Below are 21,124 nucleotides of genomic sequence, written 5' to 3'. Positions count from 1 at the left end.
ACTCGATCCGGCAGCCGCAACGGGGCCGTTGGTCAGCGATGCTTGGCGGGCAGCGGAAACCAGGTGATGAAACGCGCGAGCAGGTCGCGGTCTCCCGCTACGGAAAGCTGGCCTGCGGCTTCAGCATCGTCGACCGGACGGCCGCCATAGACGATGGACGCAATCGTCACCGGATCGCCGGTCAGGACCAGATCAGCGCCATCGGGATCGCCGCGCCCGCTGTCCAGCCTCCCGTCGGCGATGCGGATGACGAACGATTCGGGGCCGATCCGAAACCCCAAGGTGGCGCGCGTGCTGCCAGCGCGGGCGGCATCGAACATCGTACGGAACGACATCATGACCGACGCGGCCGATATGGGCAGCGTCGGATCGTGGAGCGGCGACCGCACCGCCCAGCGCCCCAGCTCCTGCACGAGGACCTCGGCTTGGTACCCCCATTCGGTAAGCTCATAGACCTGGACCGACGCGGGTGGCGGCAGGCGATGGCGTTTCACGACGGCCAATGCCTCCAGTCCCTCCAGCCGCTGGGTCAGCACGTTGGCGCTGATGCCGGGCAGCCCGGCGCGCAGCTCGCTGAAACGGCGCGGCCCGAACATCAGCTCGCGCAGGATCAAGAGCGACCAACGCTCACCGATCAGCTCAAGCCCCAGCGCGGTACCGCAGGCATCGTCATACCACCGGCCGTGCACCCCTGATCCACTTTGAGTTATCTTTTCTGACTTCACAGTTGCTTTTTGTAACGCGCGCGCGCACAAAGCTCAAGCGGCCGATTCGCCCGGACCGCGGTCGAGGGAGAATGGCGATGAACCGAATGATTGCCGTCGGCCGGCACGTGACCGCACCCGAGGGATCGGGTGCAGCCGATCCACCCGCCCCTTCCCGCTCGCCCACAGGCCGTCCGCCCGCAACGTACCGCGCCGCGGTGCGTGCATGCACGACGGCCGGACCCGGGCACGCCTGACGACGATCGCGGCCGAACCGCCCCCGCATTCGGGACCAAAGGCCGGCCAAGCCGGGTTAACCCGGACGACACCCCCTGCCGGAGAATGATGATGCCCGTCGACCCTGAAGCCCGCGTTTCGATCACCGCCTTCGACTGGGTCCCCGCCTTCGCGCGCGGCCAGGTCCGCGACCTGCGGGTGCGCTGGGCATTGGAGGAGGCCGGCATCCCCTATTCGGTGCGGCTGATGTCGCCGCGCGGCGAGCGGCCCGCCGACTATTTCGCCGATCAGCCCTTTGGCCAGGTGCCATGTTACCGCGATGACGACGTCGTGCTGTTCGAAACAGGCGCGATCCTGCTCTATCTCGGCGACGGGTGCGAGGCGCTGCTGCCGCGCGACCGCGTCGGCAGAGCGCGGGCGACGAGCTGGCTGATCGCCGCGCTGAACAGCGTCGAGCCGGTGATCCAGCAGCTGACCGCGATCGACCTGTTCCACGCTGGCGAGGACTGGACTGCGGCGCGACGCCCGCAAGTCGTCGAAATGGTCGAACGCCGCCTGATGCGGCTCGCCGCGCATCTGGGCCAGCGCGACTATCTGGAGGACCGCTTCACCGCCGGCGACTTGATGATGACGAGCGTGCTGCGCATCCTGAACGGCACCGGGCTGGTCGATGCGCACCCCAATCTGGTCGCCTATCGCGATCGCTGCGCCGCGCGCCCGGCATTTGCCGCGGCGCTGGCCGCCCAGCTGGCGGATTTTCGCGAACCGACGGCCGCCTGAACGGCCGCGAAGGTGGAGGGAGAGTGAAATGACCTATGTGGAAGGCTTTGTCCTGGCGGTGCCTGCGGAAAACAAGGACGCGTATCTCACGCACGCGCAAGAAGCGTCGGCGATGATCCTCGATGCCGGCGTCGCCCGGATGGTCGAATGTTGGGAAGACGATGTCCCCGATGGCACCCACACCGACTTTCGTCGCGCCGTAAAGGCGCAGCCGGACGAAAAGATCATCTTCAGCTGGTTCGAGTATCCCGACCGCGCCGCCCGCGATGCCGCCGGCGCGAAGATGATGGCCGATCCGCGCATGGAAGACATGAGCAAGTCGATGCCGTTCGACGGCCGGCGCATGATCTATGGCGGGTTCAGCTCGCTGCTCGACCTTGGCGACAGCAAGGGCAGCTATACCGACGGGTTCCTGGTCGCCGTGCCGACCGCCAATCGCGATGCCTATCTGGATCTCGCACGTCAGGCCGCCGAAGTGTTTATCGAATACGGCGCCAACCGTGTGGTCGAAGCCTGGGGCGACGACGTGCCCGACGGCAAGGTGACCGACTATCGCATGGCGGTGCAGGCTGGCACGGACGAGAACGTCGTCTATTCCTGGATCGAATGGCCGTCGAAGGCGCATCGCGACACCGCCTGGGAACAGGTGATGGCCGATCCGCGGATGCAGCCCGATCCTGAAAACCGCCCGTTCGACGGCAAGCGCATGATCTACGGCGGCTTCACCCCCATCCTCGATCGCTGAACGGGAGACAGGCGATGGCAAACCTTCATGGCGACTTCATCTGGTACGAACTGATCACGCCCGACGCCGACTCGGCGCAGGCCTTCTATGCCCCTCTGCTCGGCTGGGCGGTGCGCAGCGCGGGCATGCCCGACATGGACTACCGGCTGGCGGCGACCGCCGATGGCGATGTCGCCGGGCTGATGCGGATGCCCGACGGGATGGCGATGCCGCCCGCGTGGCTCGGCTATGTCGGCGTCGATGATGTCGACGCGATGGCTGACGCGTTCAGGCAGGGCGGCGGCGCGGTCCACCAGCCGCCGTGGGACATTCCCGGCGTCGGCCGCATGGCCCTGGTTGCCGACCCGCAGGGCGCGCCGCTCTACGTGATGAAGGGCGCGGTCGAAGGCGGCGAGAGTGTGGCCTTTTCCTACGACAAACCGCGCCCCGGCCATTGCGCGTGGAACGAGCTGTCGACGAGCGATCCCGCCGCGGCCAAGGCCTTTTACGGCGCGCGCTTCGGCTGGGTGAAGGACGGCGAGATGGCGCTGGGCGACATGGGAACATACGAGTTCCTGCGCCACACCGGCCATGCCCCGGACGGATCGCCGATGGGCCGGGGGATTCTCGGCGCGGTGATGCCGATGATGCCCGGCGTGCCGATGCCGCACTGGACCTTCTACTTCCGCGTGCCCGACATCGACGCCGCCGCCGCGCTGATCGGTGCGAGCGGGGGCGGGATCGTCCAGCCGCCGATCGAGATTCCAAGCGGTGACTATTCGCTCGTCGCCACCGATCCCGCCGGCGCCGTCTTCGGCCTGGTCGGCAGCAGGAAGGGTTGAGCCATGGGCCAGCTGGTCAACTGCCTGTGGTATGATCGCGGCGAGGCGCGCAGGGCCGCCGAGTTCTACGCCAGCGTCTTTCCCGACAGCCGGGTCGGCCGCGCCAGCGTCCAGCCGTCCGATTCGCCGGGCGGCAGCGCCGGCGACGAGATGACGGTCGAGTTCACCGTGTGCGGGCGCGATTTCATCGGCCTGAATGGCGGCGATCTGTTCAAGCCCAACGAAGCGGTTAGCTTCATGGTGCTGACCGCCGACCAGGCGGAAACCGACCGCTACTGGGATGCCATCGTGAGCAACGGCGGACAGGAAAGCGCCTGCGGCTGGTGCAAGGACCGCTGGGGTCATTCGTGGCAGATCACGCCCCGCGTGCTGATGGACGCAATCACCCATGACGACCCGGCCGTCGCCAAGCGCGCCTTCGACGCGATGGCACAAATGGGCAGGATCGATGTCGCCGCGATCGAAGCCGCGATTGCGGGTTGAGGAAGGAAGACGATGACGGCAACCGCAGAAAATAGCTGGCAAATGGGCGTCACGCGCTTCATCGCCGCGCCGCCCGAACGGGTATGGGATGCGATGACCCGGCGCCAGACCGAATGGTGGTGTCCGCTGCCCTGGCGGGTCGAGATCGTCGAGCAGGACTGGCGCGCGGGCGGGCGCACCCTGACGGTCATGCACGGTCCGGACGGAGAGGTGCACCCGCACGAGGGCATTTTCCTGGAGGTGGTGCCGGGCGTGCGCTTCGTGTCGACCGACGCCTTCGTGCTCGCCCCCGACGGCAGCTACATGCCGGCAGGTCCCTTCATGCTCGGATCCTGGGAAATCGCGCCCGAGGGCGACGGCACACGCTATACCGCAACCGCGCGTCACTGGGACGAGGACACGGCCCGGCGCCACGCCGAAATGGGGTTCGAGCAGGGCTGGGGCGTGTGCGCGGACCAGCTCAAGGCGCTATGCGAAAGCGGGTGAGCCCTTGAGCCGCTGATACGCCTCGATCACCGCCTGCAGCGCGCGTTCGTGGCTGCGGTCGCCGCCATTGCGGTCGGGATGGAACTTGCGGACGAGCTCGCTGTACCGCTGGCGCAGCGCGCGGCGGTCGCAATCGGCGTCTAGGCCCAGGATCTTGAGTGCGGATCGCTCCTGCGGGGTCAGGGGCCTGCCGTCGCTGCGCGCGCGCGCGTTGGCCAGCCCGTCGCGGAACCGCGCGCCGATCGCGTCGATCGGGTCGGAATAATCCGCCCAGCGCGGCGGGCGATCGGCGCCGCCGGTCGCCGCAAAGGCGCGCGTTTCGCGCTCCCACCCGGCATAGGGCCGCTGGGCGTCGTGGATTTCCTCCGCGGTCATTCCAGCGAAATAATTGTAGCCGGCATTGAAGGCGCGGACATGCTCCAGGCACAGCCAGCGGTAACGCCCCGGCTGATCGCCCGGCAGGCCATCGGCCAGCGGCGCACGAAACTCGCCGGGCTGGTCGCAACCCGGATGCGCGCACATCCTTCCGTTCGCCTCGACCCGGCCGTGAAACCGGGTGCCCGGCCGTTCCCTGCGCTCATCCCGCGCCACGCCTGACCCTCACATTCTGCAAAAATGGCTTATATAGGCGCGATGACCGATGCCGCCACCGCCCCCGCCGCAATTCCCGACGCGATCCCACTGGCCGACACGATCGCCCGGCGCCTGACCGCCGCGCTCGACCCGACACGGCTGCATGTCAGCAACGACAGCGCGCAGCACGCCGGCCACATGGGCGATGACGGCAGCGGGGAGAGCCATTTTTCGGTGACGATCGAAAGCCCCGCCTTTGCCGGCAAATCGCGCGTCGAACGCCAGCGCATGGTCAATCACGCGCTCGCCGACCTGCTCGCAACGCGCATCCACGCGCTCGCCATCCGTGCCACCGCCCCCGCCGACGCGTGAAGCCCGAAAGGAATTGCCGTGACTGAGGACCCGGTCATCCACGTCATCCATCCGACCACGCACGACCTGGGCGGGTTCAAGGTGCATCGCACCCTGCCCTCACGGCCGCGCACCATGGTCGGGCCGTTCATCTTCTTCGACCAGATGGGCCCGGCGCACCTGGCGGTCGGCGAGGGAATCGACGTGCGTCCCCACCCGCATATCAACCTGGCCACCGTCACCTATCTGTTCGACGGGGCGATCGACCATCGCGATTCGCTGGGCACAGTGGCGCGGATCGATCCCGGTGCGGTCAATCTGATGACCGCCGGTCATGGCATCGTCCATTCCGAACGGTCGCCGGCCGACCAGCGCGCGCAGGGGCCCGCGCTGTCGGGCATCCAGACCTGGATCGCGCTGCCCGAACGCTTCGAGGAAATGGACCCGGCGTTCGAGCATGTCGGTGCCGACGATCTGCCGATCGTGACCGGTGCCGGGGTGAGCGCGCGCGTGATCATGGGCAGCCTGTGGGGCACGCCGGCGCCGACCACCACCTATGCCGGGACCATCTATGCCGATATCGAGCTGGACGCGGGCGGCGTGGTGCCGATTGACGCCGATGCGGACGAACGCGCGGTCTATGTCGCGATGGGCGACGCCACGCTCGACGGCATGACGCTGGAGCCGCAGACGCTGTACGTCCTGCGGCCGGGTGCGGCGATGACGCTGCGCTCCGAACGGGGCGGACGCGTCATGCTTTGCGGGGGTGAGGCGTTCGCGACGCCGCGTCACGTCTGGTGGAATTTCGTGTCGTCGAGCCGCGACCGGATCAATCAGGCCAAAGAGGACTGGAAGGCCGACCGCTTTCCAAAGGTTCCGGGCGACGATCAGGAATTCATCCCGGTCCCCGAAGTGCCCAAGACCGTCAGCTATCCCTGATCCCCCCCGACCGCGCTTGCCGGAGAGCCCGGGCGTCGGCATAGCGTGCGGCGTCGAACATGGCCGTCGGGGGAAATGGGATGTCCGAGTTAAAGCACGACCGTATCGCACTGCCGACCGGCGTCGCGCTCGACGTGTGGACCGGCGGCGATCCGGCACATCCGGCGATGATCTTCCTGCACGGCTTTCCCGAATCGCACCGCACCTGGCGGCACCAGCTGCCCGAATTCGCGCGCGACCATTTCGTGATCGCGCCGGATCAGCGCGGCTTTGCGCGATCGGATAAGCCGGCCGAGATCAGCGCCTATGCCCCCGACAAGGTCGTCGCCGACCTGATCGCGCTGGCCGACCATTTCGGCCTCGATCGCTTCACGCTCGTCGGCCACGACTGGGGCGGCGCGGCCTCGTGGATGGCTGCACTCAAGCGGCCGGACCGGGTGAGCCAGCTCATCATCCTGAACGCACCCCATCCGCTCATTTTCCAGCGCACGCTGATCCACGACCCGGCGCAGCGCGCCGCCAGCCAGTATATCCGCGCATTCCGCAATGCCAGCCTGGAAGCGCACATCGAAGGCATCGGCCTGGATGCGTTCTTCGACACGTCCTTCGCGCGTCATGCCGACCTTGCCCGGCTCGCCCCCGAAAAGGCCGCATATCTCGACGAATGGTCGCAACCCGGCGCGATCACCGCCATGCTCAACTGGTATCGCGCCAGCGCGCTCGAAGTCCCGGCGACCGACGAGCAATGCGACGGGCCGGCCTTTCTCCACGCCCCCTTCCCGCCGGTCACCCAGCGCACGCTGGTCATCTGGGGTGTCCGCGACGCGGCGCTGCTGCCCGTCCAGCTCGACGGGCTGGAGGCGCTGGTCCCCGACCTGACGCTGGTGCGCGTGGATGCGGGCCACTTCATACCATGGGAGGCCCCCGACGAGGTCAACCGGGCGATCCGCGACTGGCTGTGACCGCGCCGCCCCCGCGCATCCTGGTGTCGGCCTGCCTGCTCGGCCAGCCGGTGCGGTATGACGGCGCGGCGAAGACGGTCGACGACCCCCGGATCGAGCGCTGGCGGCGCGAAGGGCGGCTGGTGACGATCTGCCCCGAACTGGCCGGGGGGCTCGGCGTGCCGCGCCGCCCCGCCGAGCGGCAAGGCGAGCGCGTGGTCGATGATGCCGGCGACGACGTGACCGGCGCGTTCGATGCCGGTGCGCACGCGGCGCTCGTGCTTGCGCGCAGCCGGGGCTGTCGGTTCGCATTGCTGAAGCAGGGGAGCCCGTCCTGCGGGTCCGTTCAGATCGGTGATGGCAGCTTCACCGGGCGGCGGGTTCCGGGCATGGGGATCACCGCCGAACTGTTGTCCGCCAACGGTATCCGCGTGTTCGGCGAGGACCAGATCGATGCCCTGGACGCTGCCCTTGCCGCGACGCCGCGCTGACACCCCGCCGCACGGAAATTGCGCATCGTGCAAAGCACGATAGGGTGGCAGCATGAACCTGCGCCACATCGAGATTTTTCACGCGGTCTATGTCAACGGGTCGGTCAGCGCGGCGGCGCGCGCGCTCAACGTGTCGCAGCCATCGGTGTCGAAGACGCTGCGCCACGCCGAATCGCTGCTCGGTTTTCCGTTGTTTCAGCGGACCAACGGCCGGCTGGTGGCGACCGAGGATGCGCACAGCCTGTTCGTCGAAGTGGGCGAGATTCAGGATCGCGTTCACGCGCTGCGTGAGGCGGGGCGCAACCTGAAACGTGGCGTGTCGGGCATGCTGCGCGTGTCGGCCCTGCCTTCGCTGGCGTTGGATGCGTTGCCGAACGCCGTCACCGAATTCCTGCGCCGCCATCCCAATGTGAAGTTCGACCTGCAGACGATCCATCACGACGATCTGCTGCGCAAGCTCTATGAGCGCGAGAGCGACCTCGCCATCGCGTTCGAGGTGCCGCCCGCCGCGCCGATCGGCAGCCGGCGGCTCGGCGAGGGCTCGCTGGTCGTGCTCTATCGTGAACAGGACATGCCCGACGCGCCCGAGGAAATCGAACTGCAGCAGCTCAGCGGCCGCCCGTTCATCAGCCTGGCGTCGAGCGGTCCGATCGGGCTGCGCTTCACCCATGAGGTCGAGCGGCTGGGGCTCGAGCTCAACGAAGTGATTTCGGCGCGGACCTTCTACATCGCCACCGCACTGGTCCGCCGTGGCGTCGGGATCACGGTGGTCGACAGCTTCACCGCGCGCGCGGCGATGGCGCCGGGGCTGGCGATGCGGCCGTTGAAGCCGAGCATCGGCTTTGATGTCCACGCGATGTTTCTGCAGAACCGCCCGCCGACCGCGCTCGCGACCGAATTCCTGAAAACCGTCGCTCAGGTCATGGTCGCCCCATAACATCAATCTATGGCACGCGTGCACTTGCTATAATGCGCCCGCCGGTCCCGATGTTACGTCAATTCGCGATGATCCCGGCACCCTATCTCCTCTATCTCGGTCACAGCACCGATCCCGTCGGGATCAAGACGTCGCGGGGGCTGGCCACGTTTCGCCCCGAGGATTGCGTCGGCGAATTCCGCCACGACGACTGTCCGCTGACGCTGGGGCTGCCCCGCCTGAACATGATCGAAGCCGCGATGGCGGGCGCGCGCACGCTGGTGCTGGGCGTGGCCAATGCCGGCGGCCGGATGGACGCCGCGCTGGTCGAAGATGCCGCGGCAGCGCTCGAGGTGGGGATGAACGTCGCATCGGGCCTGCACCACCGCCTGCGCGACGAACCCCGACTGGCGGCGCTCGCGGCCGAGCGTGGCCTCGCGCTGTTCGATGTGCGCGATCCGCCGCCGGGCCTGCCGGTCGGTACCGGTGAGGCGCGGGCGGGCCACCGGCTGCTGACCGTCGGCACCGATTGTTCGGTCGGCAAGATGTATGCCTCGCTCGCGCTGACCCAGGCGCTTCGCGAACGCGGCCTGCCCGCCGATTTCCGCGCGACCGGCCAGACCGGCATCCTGATCGCGGGCGCGGGTGTCCCGGTCGATGCCGTGGTCGCCGATTTCATCGCCGGCGCGATCGAGCAGCTGGCACCCGCGCGCGACGATGACGGCTGGGACGTGATCGAGGGCCAGGGCTCGCTGTTCCACCCGTCCTTTGCCGGGGTTTCGACGGGCCTGCTCCACGGCGCGCAGCCCGAGGCGATCGTGATGTGCCACGATCCGTCGCGCCCGTTCATGCGCGGATTGCCCGGCCGCGCGCTGCCGGACCTGGCCGAATGCCTCGCCGCCAACCTCAACGTCGCGCGCCTGACCAGCCCGGCGGTGCGCGCGGTCGGCATCTGTCTCAACACCTCGGCGATGGACCGTGGCGAGGCGCAACGCCTGTGCCACGCGACCGCGGATCGCATCGGCCTGCCCTGCACCGACCCGATCGCTTTCGGGGTCGACGCGATCATCGACGAGCTCCTATGCCACGCATCCTACGCGCGCAGCACGATCGCTTCGCGCTAGCCCGGCCCTTCCGCATCGCCCGCGGGGTCAAGACCGTCGCCGAAGTCGTGACGGTCTCGGTGCGTGACGGCAGCCATGTCGGGCGTGGCGAGGGGGTGCCCTATGCCCGCTACGGCGAATCGATCGACGCCGCGCTCGCCGCGATCGACCGTGTCCGGCCGGCGATCGAGGCAGGCGCAGGCCCGCATGACCTGCTGGCATTGATGCCGCCGGGCGCGGCGCGAAATGCGGTCGATTGCGCGCTCTGGGACCTCGAGGCCCGCGCTCGCGGTCGATCCGTCGCCGAGCTGACGGGCGTGGCACCGCCGGGGCCGACCGCCAGCGCGCTCACCATCGGGATCGACACGCCCGACGCGATGGCCGCCGCCGCCGCCAAGGTCGCCGGCGCGCCGCTGATCAAGGTCAAGGTGGACGCCGATGATCCGGTCGCGCGATTGCGCGCCGTGCGCGCCGCTGCACCGGGCCCGCGGCTGATCGTCGACCCCAACGAAAGCTGGGACGAGGAACTGCTCCGCGCGATGCAGCTGCCGTTGGTCGAACTCGGTACCGATCTCGTCGAACAGCCGGTGGCGGCGGATGCCGACGCCTGGCTCGCGGGCTTCACGCCGGCCGTGCCGATCTGTGCCGACGAAGCAGTGCACGTCGCCGACGATCTCGACCGGATCGCCGGGCGGTATCAGGCGGTCAACATCAAGCTGGACAAGACCGGCGGATTGACCGCTGCAATCGCGCTGGCCGACGCGGCGCAGGCACGGGGCCTGACGCTGATGACCGGGTGCATGATCTCGTCCTCGCTGTCGATCGCGCCTGCGCTGCACATTGCGGGACGCTGTGCGTTCGTCGACCTTGACGGGCCGGTCTGGCTCCGGGAGGATCGGCCCGGCGGCGTCACCGACCGGCACGGGATCATGCTGCCGCCGCAACCGGGCTTCTGGGGGGACGGAATGACCGAAACGGACGCGGCGAACGGCATCGCGACCTGATGGCGCGTGCGTGGTTCGCCATCCCCCTGTGGCAACGCGTGCTCGGCGCGCTGGTGCTGGGCGTCGCCTTTGCCCTGATCTGGCCCGCAGGCACGCCAGCGGTCGCGTTCATCGGCGAGCTGTTCGTCCGCGCCATCCGGATGCTGGTCGCGCCGATCGTCCTGATCACCATCGCTGCCGGCATCACGTCGCTGGCCGATCCCAAGCGGCTGGGTGGGCTGGGTGGTCGCACCATCGCCCTGTTCGCGATGACGACCGCCATCGCCGTTTCGGTCGGAATGCTGGTCGCCAGCCTGATCGGGCCGGGGATCGGCGCGCCGATCGGGCGGGCCACGGCCCATGCGCTGGGTGATCCGGTCACGCCCTATCAGCAGCTGATCGGGATCATCCCGGTCAATATCGTCGACGCGCTGGCAAAGGGCGACATGCTGGCGCTGATCTTCGTCGCGATCCTGACCGGGGTCGGCACCGTCGTCGCGGGTGCGCCCGGCAAGCCATTCGCCGACCTGCTCCAGTCGCTGTCGGCGGTGCTGCTGCGCATCGTCGGCATCGTCATGGAGGCGACGCCGTTCGGGGTCTTCGCGCTGATCGCGAATGCGGTCGCCGCGAATGGCGCGGCGGTGTTCGTCAATGTCGGCTGGCTGGCGCTGGCAGTGGTCGCGGGCTCCGCGATCCAGCTGCTGATCGTCCACAGCCTGATCCTGCGGGTGATCGCGCGCCTGCCCGTGCTGCCCTTCTATCGCGGCATCGTCGACGCGCTGGTCGTCGCCTTCTCGACCGCGTCGAGCTCGGCCACGCTGCCCGTCGCGATGCGGGTGGCCGAACGCAATCTGGGCATCGCGCGGCCCGTCTTTTCGACCGTGCTGCCGCTGGGCGCCAGCATCGGCAAGGACGGCACAGCCATGTATGTGGGCCTGCTCAGCATGTTCGCGCTGCAGGCGCTCGGCACGCCGCTGACCCCGGAAACCTATGGCGTCGTGCTGCTGACCGGTGCGCTGGCCGCGTTCGGCACCGCGCCGGTGCCGTCGGCATCGCTGTTCATGCTGGCGGCGGTCCTGTCGGCGGCGGGCGTCGCACCTGAACAGACCGCACTGGTCGTCGGCTTCGTGCTCCCGTTCGACCGGCTGCTCGACATGACACGCACCGTGCCGAGCGCGAGCGCCAATCTGGTCGTCGCGACCACCGTCGCGCGCTGGGAGGGCGAGCTGGACGCCGATATCTACCGCGCGGCGAACGCGGCATGAGGGGCGGCCGCGGCCTGCTGATCATCGGCGTGCTGGCCATGACCGGCGTGGCGGTCGCGCAGGACCCGCCGCCGCTGACCGTGCAGGTCGAACGCGTGTTCGCCGGGGCGCCGCCCGGTACCCGCTTCGGCCTGCTCGTGGTTGACCCGGACGGGCGTGAGATCGTGGCGATCAACGCCGGCCAGCGTTTCATCCCGGCGTCCAATACCAAGATCGTGACCACCGCCGCCGCCTTTGCGACCTTGCCCGCCATCGACCGCGCCGACCAGGCGGCGGGCACGCGGGTGCGCCTGTCGCCGCGCGCTGGCGGGATCAGTGACGTCGTGCTGGAGGGGCGCGGCGATCCGTTCCTGTCCGGCGCGCCCGACTGCACGCGCGCGTGCCTGAGCGAACTGGCCGATGCGGTCGCGGCGCGCGCTCGCATCGTCGGCGACGTGGTCGGCGACGCCAGCTATTTCCCCGACGAACGCTGGTCGCCGGGGATGAGCTGGAACAACATCCCGACGCGCTCGGGCACGGGAATCGCCGCGCTGGGCATCGACGACCATGAAACCGCGCTGAGCGTGACGCCCGGCGGGTCGGGTCAGCCGCCGGCGATCGGCGGATCGGGCTATTTCACGATCGACAACCGCGCCGTGACCGTTTCTGGCGATCAGGTCGATCTCAGCTATGACCGCGCGCCCAACCGGCGCGTCCTGCGCATCACCGGTACGATCGGCAGCGCCGCTGCGCCGGAGACGCTGCGGGTCGGGGTCGACGATCCCGCGCATTATGCGGCGTGGCGGCTGGCCGAAATGCTGAAGGCGCGTGGCGTGCGCATCACGGGCGAGATCGTGTCGCGCTATCGCCCCGCCGACGCTGGCGACGATCCGGCGCGACGCGGCAACGCGCCCCCGCCCCGCGCACCCGATCAGCCGGCTATCGCGGTCACCGCCCTGCCTCCGCTAACCGAGGATGCGACGACGATCAACAAGGTCAGCCAGAACGTCCATGCCGAGTTGATGCTGCGCCGGGTCGGGCGCGTCGCCGGCACCGGATCGATCGCCGACGGACAGGCGGCGGTGCGTGCGATGCTGGCCCGCGCGAGCGTGGCGGCGGATGCGATCGCGTTGTCCGATGGGTCGGGCATGTCGACCTATAACCGGATGACCCCGCGCGGCACCGTCGCGCTGCTGCGCTGGATCGAGGGGCAATCATGGGGTGCGACCTGGCGCGCGACGTTGCCCGTCGGCGGGGTCGACGGCACGCTGGCACGCCGGTTCAAGGGCACGCCGCTGGAAGGACGCGTTTTTGCCAAGACAGGGTCGCTCAACGCGACATGGGCGCTGTCGGGCTATCTGGTCGCGCGCAGCGGCCGGATGCTGACGTTCGCGCTCTTCGCCAACGACGTGCCGGCGGGCGGAAGCGCGACCCCGGCAATGGATGCCGCACTGGTGGCGATCGCCGAGGCGAACTGAACAAGGATCAGCGACGACCTAGACCGCGTCGTCCCACGCCGCGATCAGCGCATCGCCCGTCGCCGGGCGCAGCGTGAAGATGCCGCTGTCGACATGGCGCGACGGGTGCACGCGATTGGTCAGCAGTGTCCAAGCGAGCCCGCGATCGAAGTCGATCCAGAGGCCAGTGCCGGTAAAGCCGGTGTGCCCGATCGTCGCGTCCGAACAGGCATCACCCCCCGACCAGCCGGCAAAGCGCCGCTCCCAGCCGCAGGTGCGGTCCCCCGCTACGCGCGTGCGGATCGCGTCCAGCACGAAGGGCGACGCGCCCGTCCCGTCGAGCAGCCCGGCGGCGAAGTCGAGCACCCCGGCGACCGTGCCGAACAGCCCGGCATGGCCCGGCGCCCCCCCCAGTGCGGCGGCGTTCTCATCATGCACCTCGCCCTTCAGCATGCGGTCACGCCAGCGGCAATGCTCGGTCGCCACCGCCGGCCCCGGCGGCGGGCCGTAACTCAGCCCCTCGCCCAGCGGCCAGGCGGACAGCGGCGCGCCCGTCACCCGCTCGATCGCGATGCCGAGCAACAGGTAGTTGATGTCGGAATAGACCGCCGGGCCCTGCCGCCACTCGCGCTGGAGGATGAAGGCGCGCAGCCGGGCCGGATCGTCGCCATAGGTATAGATCGGCTCGACCGCGGGCAGGAAGGTGCGGTGCGAGAGACAATCGCGGAAGGTCAGCCGGCGTTCCGCGGCATGGGCGACGTCGTACTGGCGCAGATCGGGAATCGCATCGGTCAGCGGCCGGTCGAGGTCGATCCGCCCCTGTTCGGCGAGCGAGAGGATCATCATCGTCGTCGCGATCACCTTGCTGACCGACGCAAGGTCGAACCAGTGGTCGATCGTCAGCGCCTCCGGTTCGGGCACCCGCGCCGCGAGCCCGGTCAGGCGCACCGCGCGGCGACCGTCGGCGCTGACGATGCCCAGGGTCGCGCCGGGAATACGCCCTGCCTCCACGCTGGCGCGGGCGGGCGCGAACGCCGCATCGGCAAGCTGCGCGATCACCCGGCCACCGCCTCCGGATGGTCGTCGGGCCGGGGGCGAAGGCGCGTGATCACCGGCAGGAAGGCGATGGCAGCCAGGCTGACCGCCCCGGACAATGCGAAGAAGTTGTTGTAGCCGATCGACTGGACCATGCCGCCCCCCGCACCCGCGAGCAGGCGCGGCAGCAGAAAGGTAAAGCCTGACAGGAACGCATATTGCGCGCCGGGGTAGCGCGGGTTGACCAGCAGCGAGAGGTAAACGACGTACACCGCGCCGGCCATGCCGTTGCCGAACTGGTCGGCGGCGGTGGCCAGATACAGCATCGGCTCGGTCGGGACCTGATATGCCAGCCAGACAAAACCGAAATTGCCGAGCGCCGCGAATACCGCGCCGATCGCGAGCGACTGTCCCATCGGCCAGCGCGTCACCATCCACCCGCCAAGCCCGACCCCGATCATGCTGGCGAGGAGCGCGACGATGCTGTCGGCCCGGCCGATCTCGCTCAACGAATAGCCGAGCCCCCGGATCATCGGCTTGGAAAGCTGCAACGCCAGCACGTCGCCCATCCGATAGATCGAGACGAACGCCATGAGGACGATCGCGCCATAGGCATAGCGCCAGAAGAAATCGACATAGGGCCCGATCACCGCCGATCGTCGCGCCGGATGGCTGAACGGCAATTGGCGAAGGCGCGGCACCGCCAGCGCCATCGCTACGAACGGCAGCATGCAGATGGCCAGCACATAGGGAGTGACATTGGTGTCGGCGGTGATGCCGATCCCCGCCGCCGCGCCGAGCAACAGCCAGCCGATGCCGGCCGTCACGACGCACGCGATCGCGAGGATCACGATGCTCGCCACCAGCCCCGCCACCAGCGCCGACCAGCGATTGCCCGCCTGTCGGCCACCTTCCTCGTCCGCACGCATGGCGACCAGCAGCGGGAAGGGAGCAAACGCCGCGACCGCAATCGCCAGATAGGCCGCCGTCCAGCCGGTGCCATCCGCGATGAGCAGCGCACCGCTGCCCGCCGCGACCATCGCGCTGCGATACCCCCAAAGATTGGCGGCGACGATCGGCCCCTGTTCATCCTGGGTGGGCGCGAGCTCGATACGCCAGGCATCGGCCGCAACCTCGAGCGTCGTCGTCCAGAAGGCGAGCAGCACCGCGAACAGCGCGGTGATGCCCAGGCTCGCATCGCCGGAGGTCAGCGCCATCGCCGCCATCGCGGTGAAGATGCCGAGCTGCGACAGCATGATCCAGCCCCGCCTTTTGCCCCAATAGCGCCCGAAGCCGGGCACGTCGTAACGATCGAGCAATGGCGCCCACAGGAACTTGAAGGTCGGGAGCAACGTCACCCAGGCGAAGAAGCCGATGACGACCAGCCCGACGCCATGTTCGGTCAGCCGCAGCGCGAGCACGGTCGAAAACATGTAGAAGGGCAGCCCGGCGGAAAAACCCAGCATGCCGTACAGCGCCATCCGGCGCAGCGGCACGCGGCCCGATGCCGTGGCAGGATCGGCGGTCAGCGCGTGATCGGTCACGTCTGGCTGTGCGAGGCAGGGGGCGTCATCATCGCCCGAAGAACCATTGTCTCGGGTGCGGGGTCAAGCACCGACCTTTGCGGCGCGAGCGCCGCCGAACCGCCTCGCCGCGCGCCGGGATTCGCGCACCGACCGCCAGGGCGTGCAAGATTTCCCGATTTCGCGCGCAGGCAGCAGGGTCCAGTGTCGGGAGAAGCGCGCCGAGCCCGGCCCGCGCGCCATGACGAGCGGTTATGGATCGCCAAACGGAAACGATCCCGCGCCTGGCCGCGACCCTGATGCGCAACGCCGATTGCCTGGGCGCGATGACGAGCTAAGCTGACGCATGATGCCCCTTTCCGCGATCGCCCTTCTCCGGACGCTGCCGGCCGCGCAGGTCGCCCCCGCTCCGGCCGAGGCCAGACATCCCGTGGCCACCGTACGGGTCACGTTCGACCGGAACGGCGAGAATGAGGTGACGACCAGCGGCTTCGCGGATCTCGCGACCCGGCGACCGGTGACGGCGGACGACCCGGTCCGCGTCGCGTCGATCTCGAAACTCGTCGTCGCGATCGCGGTGATGCGCCTGGTCGAGGCGGGCACGCTCGACCTCGACGCCGATGTCGACGACGTGCTGGGCTGGCGGGTGCGCAACCCCGCCTTTCCCGACCGGCCGGTGACGCTGCGCCTGCTGTTGTCGCATCGCGCCGGCATCACCGACGGGATCGATTATGTCCTGCCGCTCGACGCCGATTTGGCCTCCGTGCTCGCCGATCCCGGCGCCTGGGATGCCGCGCACCCGCCGGGCAGCTATTTCCGCTACGCCAATCTGAACTTTCCGGTCGTCGCCGCCGTGATGGAGCGCGCGACCGGAGAACGGTTCGACCGCCTGATGGACCGGCTCGTGCTCCGCCCGCTGGGTATCGACGGGTGCTACAACTGGGCCAGCTGCAGCGACGCGACGACGGCGCGCGCGGTCGTGCTGTACCGTGACCGCAAGCCGGTGCGCGACGATCATCAGGGCGGGCGGCCCGAATGCCCCGTTACACCGGCGCGCGACGGCAGCTGCGACCTGTCGCGCTGGCAGCCCGGGCGCAACGGCGCGATCTTCTCGCCCCAGGGGGGCCTGCGCATCTCGGCGCGCGGGCTGGCGCGGATCGGTCGACTCCTCCTCCGCCACGGCGAGGTCGAAGGCGTCAGGTTGCTCAGCGCGAAATCGGTGCGCGAGATGATCCGCCCGCAATGGATGCACGGGGCCGGCGAAGGGCTGACCGGCAGCGATACCGAGCCCGACGCCCCCGACAGCGGTTTCATGTGCAGCTATGGCCTGGCGGTCGCCACGCTCGCCACCCCTGCGCCCGGCTGTCGCGACGATCCGTTCGGCGACGGGGTGCGCCGGTTCGGGCATGCCGGCGATGCCTATGGGCTGTTGTCGGGGTTGTGGATCGATCCCGAAAATGATGACGGGGTCGTCTATTTCGTGACCGACGCGCCGCGCACCGCGGGCAAGCGTTCCGCCTATGCCGAGATCGAGGAGCAGCTCGCCCGTCCCGGCGACTGATCCAGCCAACCTCCCCTTGGAGCGCGTTCAGCCCATCTCCGGTGCGGCAGTCATCGTCCGCGAATCGACGAAGCGCAGCGCCCCGAGCGCAGCGATGACCAGCGCCACCGCCGATGACGCAATCACCGCGAGCCAGCCCGCCCGGGCATAGACCAGCCCCAGCAACAGCGTGCCGACCAGCCCCCCGGTAAAATAGGCGGCGAGATAGGCCCCGCTCGCCTGCGCGCGATTGGCGGCACCGACCCGCGCGACATGGCCGGTGGCGATCGCCTGCGCGCCGAAGGTGCCGACCGCGAACAGGGTCAGGCCCGCCATCAACGCGACGAACGTCTGGGGGATCATGAAGACCAGCCCGACCAGCGCCACCGCCAGCGCGACGATCATCGCACGGTCGACCCCGATGCGACCCGCCAGCTGCCCGAAACGCGTCGTCAGGAAAATCGACGGCACGAAGACCAGATAGACGAAGCTGGATTGCGCCATCGACAGCGCGAGATGCGGCTTGACCAGTTCAAAGCCGACAAAGGTGAACACGCCGATAAATGCGAACAGCAGCATGAACCCGACCAGCAGCGCGCAGAACAGTCGCGCGTCGCGCAGCAGCGACACCGACATCCCCGGCATTGCGGGGCCGACCGCCTCCGGCGCGCCGACCCGCTTCAGCATCTGCGCGACCCAGACCGCGCCGGCCAGGTTTACCGCGGCGAACAGGAGAAAACTGTTGTGCGATCCGAAAACGCTGACCCCGACCGACGCGGTGACGCGGCCCAGCAGGTTGCTGGCGATATTCCCGGTGACATAGGCCGCCATCGCGCCCGCCGTGCGCATGCCGCCCCAGCGTTCGCCCAGAAACGCGACCGCCAGGGCAAAGGCGATCGACATCAACACACCCTGTGCGATCCGCAACAGGCCGAATGCGACCAGATTGGGCGCGATCGCCAGCAACGCGGTCGGGATCGTGAGCAGCGCCAGCGCGATGACGACGCCGCGACGGCGATCAACCCGGTCGCCCAGCAGGCCGATCGCCAGTCCGCCGGCCGCCATGCCCAGCGTGCTGGCGTTGACGGCAATGCCCGCGGTCGCCGGCGCGACGGAAAATCGCGCCGCGATCGCGGGCAGGATCGCCTGCGTCGCAAACAGGTCGATCAGCGTGACGATCGCCATCCCGGCGATGAACCAGGACGGCACCTGGTCGCGCGACATCATCGGCATGACGATTTCCCCTGGATGGCGCGACGACCGGTTGCGGCCGCCGCCCGCGATCACATCGCCTTCGGATCGCCGTCGACCGGGAAGAAGTCGCTGGCAAGCAGCACGACCGGCACCTTGCCGGTGTTGCGCCACCAATGCGATGTCTTGTTGAGTTCGGCGACGCTCTCGCCGGCCTTGTGAACGATCGGCACCGCGCAGGTGCTGGCATATTCGGTGATCGTGCCCGAGACGACGTGGATGATCGCCGGCCGGTTGCCGTGGCTGTGATAGGGGACGACGCCGCCCGGCGCGACCGTCAGCCGGCGCAGCCGCAGCATCCGGCCATCGACGGCGACCGGCTCCTTTGCCAGATCAATCGACGACAGCACCGTGTCGGTGACGCCGCTCGCCGGTGCGTCCGACGGCTTCATCACGTCGATGCCCGCCTTGCCCGCCGGGCAGGTGCCGGCGACCGCCGGGGCCGCACCGAACCCGACCAGAAGTCCGGCGGTCATCGCGCCGCGCAGGCTCAAAAGCGTGAGTTTCATTGGAACCCTCCATTCCAGGCGGGGCGACATACCCCGCATCGCCGGCCAGAGTGCCGTCTACTTTGTGCGATGCACAATGCCATGATCGCATCGTTTCGATAGCTTTCGGATATTGGTGCTGCGAGTGCGAGCAGGAGTACGTTAATGGCTTGAAACGCGTGAGGGATGACCATGAAAACGCCCCATGATACTGCCGCGACCGCGGTGCCGCCCCACGGCCCGGTCCGCATCCCCGATGCCTGTGGCCAGGTGGTGCTGGTGCTTCAGGGCGGCGGCGCGCTCGGCGCGTACCAGGCGGGCGTGTATCAGGCGATGCACGAAGCCGGCATCGCGCCGGACTGGGTCATCGGCACATCGATCGGCGCGATCAACGCAGCCCTGATCGCTGGCAGCCCGCCCAGCGACCGGCTCGACCGGATCACCGAATTCTGGAAGCGGGTGCGCTATGGCCCGTGGACGGAAATGCTGAACGGCTGGCCGATGCTCGGCGCGCTTGGGGGTTATGCCGCCACCGTGACCGGGGGCCTGCCGGGCTTCTTCACGCCCAATCCGCTCGCATTCTTCGGCGCGCATACGCCGCTCGGGCCGGAGGATGCCGGCTATTATTCCACCGCGCCGCTTGCTGCGACGCTCAGTGAGCTGATCGACTTCGACCTGCTCAACCGCGGTGCCCCGCGCATCACGGTCGGCGCGGCGGCGGTGGCGACGGGGGTGATGCGCTATTTCGACAGCCGCGACACCCCGCTTGAGCTCAAGCACATCCTGGCATCGGGCGCGCTGCCGCCGGCGTTTCCGGCGATCCGCATCGACGGCGAGCTGTTCTGGGACGGCGGCATCGTATCCAATACCCCGGTCGAAGCGGTGTTCGACGATCATCCGCGACGCAGCAGCCTGGTCTTCGCGGTCCACATCTGGAATCCCCAGGGAACCGAGCCCGACACGATCTGGAAGGTCATCACCCGGCAGAAGGACATCCAATATGCCAGCCGGTCGGACGCGCACATTTTTCGCCAGCGCCAGATCCACAAGCTGCGCCATGTGATTTCCGACCTGGTCGACCGGCTTCCGCCCGATCAGCGCCAGACTCCCGAAGTGGCCGCACTCGCCGCCTATGGCTGCGTGACGCGGATGCACGTCGTCCGCCTGCTCGCGCCGCCGCTTTATGGCGAAGACCATTCCAAGGATATCGATTTCAGCGAAGCGTCGATTCGCGCGCGTTGGGAACGTGGCTATGCCGACACGATGCGCGTGCTGAACAAGCAGCCTTGGCACGAGGATGTCGATCCGCTCGAAGGGTTCATCCTGCACGAAGCGAGCGCGGGCGAGATGATGCCCGATGGCCACGCCCGTTGATCGTCGCGGGGCCGCGCGCGCCGGCGTCGGTGCGCTCGGCGCCCTGTTCGTGCTGACGGGGGCGGCGAACGACCGAACCGGGCGGCCCGAGGGCATCCGCGTGCTGGCAAGCACGCATGGCCATGACGCGACGGTCGGCGCAATCGAGCGCGAGGTGGCACGGCGCGGCATCCGCCTGTTCGCGACGATCGACCAGTCCGCGCTGGGGCCGGAGGCCGGGGTGCCGATCGCGCCGTCGACCCTGATCCTGTTCGGCAATCCCGCACATGGCCTGACATTCCTGGCAGCCGCGCCGCTCGCGGGACTAGATTGGCCGGTGCGGATGCTGGTCACGGACATCGACGGTCGGGTAACGATTGCCTGGCCCGATTTCGCGGCGATCGCGTCACGCTATGGCGCCATGGGCATCGCCGGCGAAGTTGCCATCGCCGATCGCACCGCTACGGCGATTGCGCACATTGCCGCCGGCGCGCCGCTACCCTGACGTGCCGGAGGGCACGCGACGCCCGCGGCCCCGTCATCCGCGAACCGCGTCACCGCCGAAACCTAAGGTCACAGGCCGGAAGGCAGATCACCACCTCGGCGATGTCGGGACGGCGCCCGCCGCAGACACAGAAAAGCCCGCCAAACCATGGGTTTGACGGGCTTTTGACTGGTTG

The 21,124-nt window shown here is 68.8% G+C and carries 23 protein-coding genes, 1 tRNA gene and 1 pseudogene (1 of these 25 cut by a window edge); 18 read left to right on the top strand and 7 right to left on the bottom strand.

Annotation, left to right across the window (positions count from 1 at the left end; all coding sequences use genetic code 11):
* Window positions 1-32: 32 nt before the first annotated feature.
* Window positions 33-689 carry a winged helix-turn-helix transcriptional regulator gene (locus GO308_RS15735; protein WP_240886110.1) on the bottom strand — a complete coding sequence of 219 codons (657 nt, stop codon included), beginning with the start codon at window positions 687-689 and terminating at the stop codon, window positions 33-35.
* Between the two features lie 363 nt (window positions 690-1,052).
* On the opposite strand from GO308_RS15735, the gene GO308_RS15730 reads away from it, so the two are divergent.
* The 6 genes and pseudogenes from GO308_RS15730 (at window position 1,053) to GO308_RS15705 (ending at window position 4,256) form a co-directional block, all read left to right on the top strand.
* Entirely contained in the window at window positions 1,053-1,721 is a 669-nt protein-coding gene (locus GO308_RS15730; RefSeq protein ID WP_240886109.1) for a glutathione S-transferase family protein, read from the top strand.
* Window positions 1,612-2,046, top strand: a pseudogene (locus GO308_RS15725) (DUF1428 domain-containing protein); the annotation flags it as partial. The gene GO308_RS15730 and the pseudogene GO308_RS15725, both read left to right, overlap by 110 nt.
* Before the next feature lie 18 nt (window positions 2,047-2,064).
* On the top strand, window positions 2,065-2,466 hold the full coding sequence (locus tag GO308_RS15720) for a DUF1428 domain-containing protein (RefSeq protein ID WP_240886170.1): 402 nt from the start codon (window positions 2,065-2,067) through the stop codon (window positions 2,464-2,466).
* A 14-nt stretch (window positions 2,467-2,480) separates the two neighbouring features.
* Window positions 2,481-3,287 carry a VOC family protein gene (locus tag GO308_RS15715; protein ID WP_240886108.1) on the top strand — a complete coding sequence of 269 codons (807 nt, stop codon included), beginning with the start codon at window positions 2,481-2,483 and terminating at the stop codon, window positions 3,285-3,287.
* 3 nt (window positions 3,288-3,290) lie between these two features.
* The gene (locus GO308_RS15710; protein ID WP_240886107.1) at window positions 3,291-3,770 is read left to right on the top strand and encodes a VOC family protein; all 480 of its coding nucleotides are present in this window, start codon (window positions 3,291-3,293) and stop codon (window positions 3,768-3,770) included.
* Between the two features lie 12 nt (window positions 3,771-3,782).
* Window positions 3,783-4,256, top strand: coding sequence for an SRPBCC domain-containing protein (locus GO308_RS15705; RefSeq protein WP_066478817.1), 474 nt, complete (start codon window positions 3,783-3,785; stop codon window positions 4,254-4,256).
* Here GO308_RS15705 and GO308_RS15700 read toward each other — a convergent pair.
* Window positions 4,239-4,778, bottom strand: a complete 540-nt coding sequence (locus GO308_RS15700; protein ID WP_240886106.1) for a J domain-containing protein — start codon at window positions 4,776-4,778, stop codon at window positions 4,239-4,241. The two genes, GO308_RS15705 and GO308_RS15700, sit on opposite strands and share 18 nt — an antisense overlap.
* Window positions 4,779-4,889: 111 nt before the next feature.
* Between GO308_RS15700 and GO308_RS15695 the strand changes: the two genes are divergently transcribed.
* From GO308_RS15695 to dacB, 9 genes are all read left to right on the top strand, one after another.
* Window positions 4,890-5,201: a BolA family protein gene (locus tag GO308_RS15695; protein WP_066479037.1), complete on the top strand. Its 312-nt coding sequence runs from the start codon at window positions 4,890-4,892 to the stop codon at window positions 5,199-5,201.
* An 18-nt stretch (window positions 5,202-5,219) separates the two neighbouring features.
* A complete protein-coding gene (locus GO308_RS15690; RefSeq protein ID WP_240886105.1) occupies window positions 5,220-6,119 on the top strand; it encodes a pirin family protein in 900 nt (299 codons plus the stop codon).
* Between the two features lie 80 nt (window positions 6,120-6,199).
* Complete coding sequence (locus tag GO308_RS15685) at window positions 6,200-7,081, top strand: alpha/beta hydrolase (RefSeq protein ID WP_240886104.1); 882 nt, start codon at window positions 6,200-6,202, stop codon at window positions 7,079-7,081.
* Window positions 7,078-7,551, top strand: coding sequence for a DUF523 domain-containing protein (locus GO308_RS15680; RefSeq protein ID WP_240886103.1), 474 nt, complete (start codon window positions 7,078-7,080; stop codon window positions 7,549-7,551). Before GO308_RS15685 ends, GO308_RS15680 begins: the two co-directional genes overlap by 4 nt.
* Window positions 7,552-7,603: 52 nt before the next feature.
* Window positions 7,604-8,488 (top strand): LysR family transcriptional regulator, encoded by an 885-nt coding sequence (locus GO308_RS15675; protein ID WP_066478834.1) that lies wholly within the window; start codon window positions 7,604-7,606, stop codon window positions 8,486-8,488.
* A 68-nt stretch (window positions 8,489-8,556) separates the two neighbouring features.
* The gene (gene dgcN / locus GO308_RS15670; RefSeq protein ID WP_066479040.1) at window positions 8,557-9,591 is read left to right on the top strand and encodes an N-acetyltransferase DgcN; all 1,035 of its coding nucleotides are present in this window, start codon (window positions 8,557-8,559) and stop codon (window positions 9,589-9,591) included.
* Window positions 9,549-10,574 carry an N-acetyl-D-Glu racemase DgcA gene (gene dgcA / locus GO308_RS15665; protein WP_240886102.1) on the top strand — a complete coding sequence of 342 codons (1,026 nt, stop codon included), beginning with the start codon at window positions 9,549-9,551 and terminating at the stop codon, window positions 10,572-10,574. The genes dgcN and dgcA overlap by 43 nt, the downstream gene beginning before the upstream one ends.
* Window positions 10,574-11,818 (top strand): dicarboxylate/amino acid:cation symporter, encoded by a 1,245-nt coding sequence (locus tag GO308_RS15660; RefSeq protein ID WP_240886101.1) that lies wholly within the window; start codon window positions 10,574-10,576, stop codon window positions 11,816-11,818. The genes dgcA and GO308_RS15660 overlap by 1 nt, the downstream gene beginning before the upstream one ends.
* Window positions 11,815-13,275: a D-alanyl-D-alanine carboxypeptidase/D-alanyl-D-alanine-endopeptidase gene (gene dacB, locus GO308_RS15655; protein ID WP_240886100.1), complete on the top strand. Its 1,461-nt coding sequence runs from the start codon at window positions 11,815-11,817 to the stop codon at window positions 13,273-13,275. Before GO308_RS15660 ends, dacB begins: the two co-directional genes overlap by 4 nt.
* An 18-nt stretch (window positions 13,276-13,293) precedes the next feature.
* Here dacB and GO308_RS15650 read toward each other — a convergent pair whose 3' ends face one another.
* Window positions 13,294-14,313, bottom strand: a complete 1,020-nt coding sequence (locus GO308_RS15650) for a serine hydrolase (protein WP_240886099.1) — start codon at window positions 14,311-14,313, stop codon at window positions 13,294-13,296.
* Entirely contained in the window at window positions 14,310-15,833 is a 1,524-nt protein-coding gene (locus tag GO308_RS15645) for a permease (protein ID WP_240886098.1), read from the bottom strand. Before GO308_RS15645 ends, GO308_RS15650 begins: the two co-directional genes overlap by 4 nt.
* A 328-nt stretch (window positions 15,834-16,161) precedes the next feature.
* Here GO308_RS15645 and GO308_RS15640 point away from each other — a divergent pair, with 328 nt between their 5' ends.
* Window positions 16,162-17,373, top strand: coding sequence for a beta-lactamase family protein (locus tag GO308_RS15640; protein ID WP_240886097.1), 1,212 nt, complete (start codon window positions 16,162-16,164; stop codon window positions 17,371-17,373).
* 27 nt (window positions 17,374-17,400) lie between these two features.
* Here the strand turns inward: GO308_RS15640 and GO308_RS15635 are convergent, their stop codons facing one another.
* On the bottom strand, window positions 17,401-18,585 hold the full coding sequence (locus GO308_RS15635; protein ID WP_240886096.1) for an MFS transporter: 1,185 nt from the start codon (window positions 18,583-18,585) through the stop codon (window positions 17,401-17,403).
* A gap of 50 nt (window positions 18,586-18,635) precedes the next feature.
* The gene (locus GO308_RS15630) at window positions 18,636-19,112 is read right to left on the bottom strand and encodes a cupin domain-containing protein (protein WP_240886095.1); all 477 of its coding nucleotides are present in this window, start codon (window positions 19,110-19,112) and stop codon (window positions 18,636-18,638) included.
* Window positions 19,113-19,283: 171 nt separating this feature from the next.
* On the opposite strand from GO308_RS15630, the gene GO308_RS15625 reads away from it, so the two are divergent.
* Window positions 19,284-20,465, top strand: coding sequence for a patatin-like phospholipase family protein (locus GO308_RS15625; protein ID WP_240886094.1), 1,182 nt, complete (start codon window positions 19,284-19,286; stop codon window positions 20,463-20,465).
* Entirely contained in the window at window positions 20,449-20,949 is a 501-nt protein-coding gene (locus GO308_RS15620; RefSeq protein ID WP_240886093.1) for a DUF302 domain-containing protein, read from the top strand. The genes GO308_RS15625 and GO308_RS15620 overlap by 17 nt, the downstream gene beginning before the upstream one ends.
* Before the next feature lie 169 nt (window positions 20,950-21,118).
* On the opposite strand, the gene GO308_RS15615 is transcribed toward GO308_RS15620, so the two are convergent.
* Window positions 21,119-21,124, bottom strand: a tRNA-Met gene (locus GO308_RS15615) (it continues 71 nt past the right edge of the window).

Source organism: Sphingomonas sp. SFZ2018-12, from assembly GCF_022496715.1.
GTDB lineage: Bacteria > Pseudomonadota > Alphaproteobacteria > Sphingomonadales > Sphingomonadaceae > Sphingomonas.
Note: the sequence above shows the minus strand (reverse complement) of the source record. Positions and strands in the feature narration are given on the sequence as shown.

Excerpts from the sequence above, each read along its gene's own strand:
- GO308_RS15620 (WP_240886093.1), top strand. The coding sequence starts at position 20,449 with ATGGCCACGCCCGTTGATCGTCGCGGGGCCGCGCGCGCCGGCGTCGGT.
- GO308_RS15710 (WP_240886107.1), top strand. The coding sequence starts at position 3,291 with ATGGGCCAGCTGGTCAACTGCCTGTGGTATGATCGCGGCGAGGCGCGC.
- GO308_RS15720 (WP_240886170.1), top strand. The coding sequence starts at position 2,065 with ATGATCTATGGCGGGTTCAGCTCGCTGCTCGACCTTGGCGACAGCAAG.
- GO308_RS15675 (WP_066478834.1), top strand. The coding sequence starts at position 7,604 with ATGAACCTGCGCCACATCGAGATTTTTCACGCGGTCTATGTCAACGGG.
- GO308_RS15700 (WP_240886106.1), bottom strand. The coding sequence starts at position 4,778 with ATGTGCGCGCATCCGGGTTGCGACCAGCCCGGCGAGTTTCGTGCGCCG.
- GO308_RS15730 (WP_240886109.1), top strand. The coding sequence starts at position 1,053 with ATGCCCGTCGACCCTGAAGCCCGCGTTTCGATCACCGCCTTCGACTGG.
- GO308_RS15715 (WP_240886108.1), top strand. The coding sequence starts at position 2,481 with ATGGCAAACCTTCATGGCGACTTCATCTGGTACGAACTGATCACGCCC.
- GO308_RS15625 (WP_240886094.1), top strand. The coding sequence starts at position 19,284 with ATGAAAACGCCCCATGATACTGCCGCGACCGCGGTGCCGCCCCACGGC.
- GO308_RS15635 (WP_240886096.1), bottom strand. The coding sequence starts at position 18,585 with ATGCCGATGATGTCGCGCGACCAGGTGCCGTCCTGGTTCATCGCCGGG.
- dgcA (WP_240886102.1), top strand. The coding sequence starts at position 9,549 with ATGCCACGCATCCTACGCGCGCAGCACGATCGCTTCGCGCTAGCCCGG.
- dacB (WP_240886100.1), top strand. The coding sequence starts at position 11,815 with ATGAGGGGCGGCCGCGGCCTGCTGATCATCGGCGTGCTGGCCATGACC.
- GO308_RS15630 (WP_240886095.1), bottom strand. The coding sequence starts at position 19,112 with ATGAAACTCACGCTTTTGAGCCTGCGCGGCGCGATGACCGCCGGACTT.
- GO308_RS15660 (WP_240886101.1), top strand. The coding sequence starts at position 10,574 with ATGGCGCGTGCGTGGTTCGCCATCCCCCTGTGGCAACGCGTGCTCGGC.
- GO308_RS15685 (WP_240886104.1), top strand. The coding sequence starts at position 6,200 with ATGTCCGAGTTAAAGCACGACCGTATCGCACTGCCGACCGGCGTCGCG.
- GO308_RS15705 (WP_066478817.1), top strand. The coding sequence starts at position 3,783 with ATGACGGCAACCGCAGAAAATAGCTGGCAAATGGGCGTCACGCGCTTC.
- GO308_RS15640 (WP_240886097.1), top strand. The coding sequence starts at position 16,162 with ATGCCCCTTTCCGCGATCGCCCTTCTCCGGACGCTGCCGGCCGCGCAG.
- dgcN (WP_066479040.1), top strand. The coding sequence starts at position 8,557 with ATGATCCCGGCACCCTATCTCCTCTATCTCGGTCACAGCACCGATCCC.
- GO308_RS15695 (WP_066479037.1), top strand. The coding sequence starts at position 4,890 with ATGACCGATGCCGCCACCGCCCCCGCCGCAATTCCCGACGCGATCCCA.